Genomic DNA, 306 nt, shown 5'->3' with positions numbered 1-306 from the left:
CGGCGACCTGGCTCGTTATCGCGCCGATGGAAACATCGAGTTCATTGGCCGCAACGACACTCAGACCAAACTGCGTGGCTTGCGCCTGGAGTTGGGTGAAATCGAAGCGCGGCTGCTTGAACACTCGGCCGTGCGTGAAGCCAGCGTGATCGACATCGACGGACCGACCGGCAAGCAGCTGGTGGCCTATCTGGTGCCGAACGATTCGGATCAGGGATCAGGGGGCTTGCGTGAGGCCCTGAAATCGCAGCTCAAGTCCCACCTGCCGGATTACATGGTGCCCGCGCATTTCGTGCTGCTCGACGC

The 306-nt window shown here is 61.4% G+C and carries 1 protein-coding gene; it reads left to right on the top strand.

The features are described 5' to 3' along the window. A partial coding sequence (locus EE949_RS05175) for an AMP-binding enzyme (protein WP_431194211.1) occupies nt 1–306 on the top strand: 306 nt, incomplete at both ends.

The organism is Pseudomonas viridiflava, assembly GCF_900602065.1.
GTDB lineage: Bacteria > Pseudomonadota > Gammaproteobacteria > Pseudomonadales > Pseudomonadaceae > Aquipseudomonas.
The sequence above is the reverse complement of the archived record's forward strand: the minus strand, read 5'-3'. Positions and strand labels throughout refer to the sequence as shown.